Here is a 4177-nt window from a genome sequence, read left to right on the forward strand (position 1 = left end):
AATATAAATGCCACATTCAGTAAAGATATTCAACAGGCATTAATGCTAATGTTCTTTACCTCAATTGGATTGAGTGCGAGTTTCCTCAAGCTAAGAGAGGGGGGGAAAGCTTTATTTGTTTTCCTGTTCTGTGTGGCAATATTTGTATTGGTACAAAATGCTGTTGGTATAAGCCTGGCAACATTACTTGGGCTTGATCCATTGATTGGTCTTATTGTCGGTTCAATTACATTAACTGGTGGTCATGGGACTGCTGGTGCGTGGGGGACTGTCCTTGAAAACCAGCATGGTATACAAGGAGCCGTTGTTTTAGGGATGGCAAGTGCGACTTTTGGTCTTATTATTGGAGGATTGATAGGTGGTCCAGTTGCAAAGTTTTTGATTAAAAGACATAAACTTGCTTCAGTTATACCTCAAGACAGCAAAAATGATGAAGTACCTCCAAATGATCCTGCTCCTTTTGAATATCCGAAGAAAACCAGATTGATCACGGCTAGTAATGCTGTGACGACATTGGGAATGTTCGCGACTTGTATTTTCGTTGCAAACTGGATGACGGAAGTGAGCCAAGGCAAATGGTATGAACTCCCAACATTTGTCTGGACTCTGGCTAGTGGTGTTATTCTTAGAAATATTATTGAGAATGTTTTTAAAATTAAAGTGTTTGATCGAGCAATTGATGTATTTGGTAATGCTTCACTATCACTATATCTGGCGATGGCATTATTATCATTGCAATTGTGGTTATTGGCAGATCTGGCAGGTTCGTTAGTCATTATTTTATTGGTTCAAACTTTAGTCCTTGCCCTATATACTGCTTTCGTAACTTTTAAAATGATGGGAAGTGATTATGATGCAGCAGTTCTAGCAGCTGGTCATTGTGGATTTGGCATGGGAGCAACGCCGACAGCAATTGCAAATATTCAGGCAATTACAAATACCTATGGTCCATCGCATAAAGCATTTTTGATCATTCCACTCTGTGGTGCATTCTTTATTGATATTATCAACGCAGTTGTTATTCAAACTATTATCAAGTTTTTCTAATGTAATGTTGATCATTAAATAGCTCTTTAGGGAGCTATTTTTGTATGATATGAAAAATAAAAATAGATAAAATGCGATAAATGTATTTTGATTCATTTGGCTTTAATGTCACAAGTTTGTTTTATTCACTAAGTTTAATATTGGGTTAAATGACTTATGTAGAAGCTAAAGTCATATTCGAGGGAGCGTGGAGAGGTAATGAACGGATTGTGTAAAATTCTGGTGTGTTGTGCTTTTCAGAAAAATATGGTGCAAAGTATCTAGCTAAATTTTTAGGAAGAGTAGCTAAAATGGTTATGGAGATGCTTAATTAAAATGAAGATTGATAATTCGCAAAGAGAAGCCAGTAAAACCTTAACTGAGCTGAGACAAAGTATTGATAATCTGGATGCAGCCTTGATTTTTATTCTCGCTGAACGATTTACTCGTACAGATAAAGTAGGGCATCTGAAAGCAAAATTGCATTTGTCAGCAGTTGATCATGACCGAGAGCTTGAACAATTTAATAGAATAAAACAATTGGCAGAAGATGCTGATTTAGATCCGATATTTGTTGAAAAAGTCTTTAAATTAATTATTTCTGAAGTGATTCAAAATCATGAAAACATTGCAAAAGATATGAATGTGTAAGAATGATTATTAAAACAGTTATAAAAAAACAGCCTCATTTCTGAGGCTATGCGCTTTTTTTATTATTCTAATTTTTTATTTTAAAGTTTAAGTCGTTTCAAGTTCTTTACGAACCTGTTTAGCCATCTTAACCAGTTCAGTCAAAGCAGCTTTTGTTTCTACCCAGTTACGTGTTTTTAGACCACAGTCTGGGTTAATCCATAAACGTTCAGCTGGAATGCTTTTTAGTGCACCATCAATTACTATGCGCATATCTTCAGCATCTGGAGTACGGGGACTATGAATATCATAGACACCAGGCCCAATTGCATTTGGATAACTTTGTTGATGGAAAACCTCTAAAAGTTGCAATCCAGAGCGCGAGGTTTCAATCGTAATAACATCCGCATCCATTGCAATAATTTCAGGTAAACAGTCTTTAAAATCCGAATAACACATATGAGTGTGGATCTGTGTTTCGATATTTGCACTACTAGAGCAATGTTTAAATGATTTTACTGCCCAGTCCCAGTATTTAGCACGGTCTGTTCTTCTTAGTGGCAGACCTTCACGGAATGCAGCTTCATCAATCTGGATAATCTCAATGCCTGCATCCTGCAAATCCGATACTTCCTGACGGATTGCTTCTGCAAGCTGTAAACAAACCTCACGACGAGTACGGTGTGCTGGCGGAAATGACCAATTTAAAATTGTGACTGGACCAGTCAGCATACCTTTCACAATTTTGTCAGTTAGAGTATTGGCATATTGAATCCATTTTACCGTCATGGCTTTAGGGCGAGTAATATCGCCTACAATAATTGGTGGGCGTACACAGCGACTGCCATATGATTGAACCCAACCAAATTTTGATAGCCAGAAACCATCTAAAAGACCAGCAAAGTATTCAACCATGTCAGTGCGTTCTGCTTCACCATGAACAAGTACATCTAGACCTAAGTTTTCTTGTTCTTTGATTGTGTAAGCTATTTCTTGTTTCATTGCAGTTTCATAATCTGCATCAGAAAGGTTTCCTTTATTCCATGCTGCACGTGCAGCACGGATTTCAGCAGTTTGAGGGAATGAACCAATAGTTGTTGTTGGAATCAGTGGGAGATTTAATTTTGCATGCTGTGCCTTGAAGCGGCTTGCAAAGTTTTCCAGGCGAGATTGACCAACCAGATCAAAAGCTTTATCGGCGGCTCGAGTAATTTTTTCATTTATATAGATATAACCAGATGCCAGAGCCACCAGTTCGTCTAGCTTCTGACGTGCAAATGCAAGCTTGCCGTCTATTTCATCTGGAATGGTTTCAGATTTCAGATCAACTGGTACATGGAGCAGAGAACAGCCCGTAGATAGCCATAAACGTTCACCCAAAGATTTTTGTGCAGTTTTTACAATTTCATCAAGTTTAACCAAATCACTGGCCCAAACACTGCGTCCATTAATCACCCCTAAAGACAGAATTTTGTGTGTAGGGAGCTGATCAATAACTTTCTTCCAAAAAAAATCACCTGATTTTTCACGTGTGATATCAATATGTAAGCCTGCTACGGGTAGATTGACTGCCAGATTTAAGTTAGCAGCTAAAGTTTCAAAATAAGTCGTTACGATCAGTTTTAAACTATCGCGGCGTTGTAACAGGTTATAAACACGTTCAAATGCGGATTGCCATTCTGGAGCTAGATCAAGGACTAAAATAGGTTCATCAATCTGAACGTATTCAATGCCATAAGCTGCCAAATCATCAAAGAGTTTAGAATATACGGGAATCAGGGCATCTATAAACTTTATAGTCGCTATATTTGTATTTGCGTCTGTGTAATGGGTAGAACATTCACAAGTGTGTTTTTTTAAATTTGGTGCATCTGTAGTTTTTTTATCATCAACTACACGTGAAAGATAAAGAAAAGTAAGTAAACCTGGTACAACGACTTTAAGAGGTTTATTGTATTTTTTTGCACGTTCAATTTGTCTAAATAGATCAGAAAAATCTGCATTAAATATTTGAGCTGGATCTAGTTCTGGTACAAGGTAATGATAATTTGTATCAAACCACTTTGTCATTTCCAATGCCGCTACATCAGTGCAGTCTGGTGCACGACCACGAGCAAGATAAAATTGTTGATCAATTTGATTCAATTTAGATGCTTCATTAAAACGCTTAGGGATTGCGCCTAAACGTACAGTATGTGCCAAAATACTATCATAAAATACAAAGTCACCTACAGTCAGGAAAGAGAGACCAGCATTTACCTGAGATTGCCAGTTTGCAGCTTCTACCGCATACGCTTTTTCAAGAAACTCGTCTTGGCTGTTTTCACCTCTCCAGTAAGCTTCTTCAGCAAATTTAAGTTCGCGTTTTACTCCGATTCTCGGGTAGCCCAGAATATGGGTTTGTATAGTCATGAGTGAAGTCACCAAATTTATGATTAATAAAATTCATTTTCAAATATAATAATTAAATATTTTTCATGTTGAGACAAACTAATTAATTTCATGCTATAGTGAATTATAT

At 37.2% G+C, this 4177-nt stretch carries 3 protein-coding genes; 2 read left to right on the forward strand and 1 reads right to left on the reverse strand.

Translation table 11 applies throughout. The annotated features are described in order from the left end of the window. On the forward strand, window positions 1–1047 hold a 1047-nt coding region (gene gltS / locus KPC_RS18180), incomplete at its 5' end, for a sodium/glutamate symporter (protein ID WP_121975740.1). A 315-nt stretch (window positions 1048–1362) separates the two neighbouring features. Next, a complete protein-coding gene (locus KPC_RS18185; RefSeq protein ID WP_121975741.1) occupies window positions 1363–1677 on the forward strand; it encodes a chorismate mutase in 315 nt (104 codons plus the stop codon). Between the two features lie 87 nt (window positions 1678–1764). Here the strand turns inward: KPC_RS18185 and metE are convergent, their stop codons facing one another. After that, window positions 1765–4068, reverse strand: a complete 2304-nt coding sequence (gene metE / locus KPC_RS18190) for a 5-methyltetrahydropteroyltriglutamate--homocysteine S-methyltransferase (protein WP_121975742.1) — start codon at window positions 4066–4068, stop codon at window positions 1765–1767. Window positions 4069–4177 lie beyond the last annotated feature (109 nt).

This window comes from Acinetobacter stercoris, from assembly GCF_900323515.1.
Classification (GTDB): Bacteria; Pseudomonadota; Gammaproteobacteria; order Pseudomonadales; family Moraxellaceae; genus Acinetobacter; species Acinetobacter stercoris.

What these genes read in the sequence shown, in the direction of transcription:
- metE (WP_121975742.1), bottom strand. Translation starts at nt 4,068, where the DNA reads ATGACTATACAAACCCATATTCTGGGCTACCCGAGAATCGGAGTAAAA.
- KPC_RS18185 (WP_121975741.1), top strand. Translation starts at nt 1,363, where the DNA reads ATGAAGATTGATAATTCGCAAAGAGAAGCCAGTAAAACCTTAACTGAG.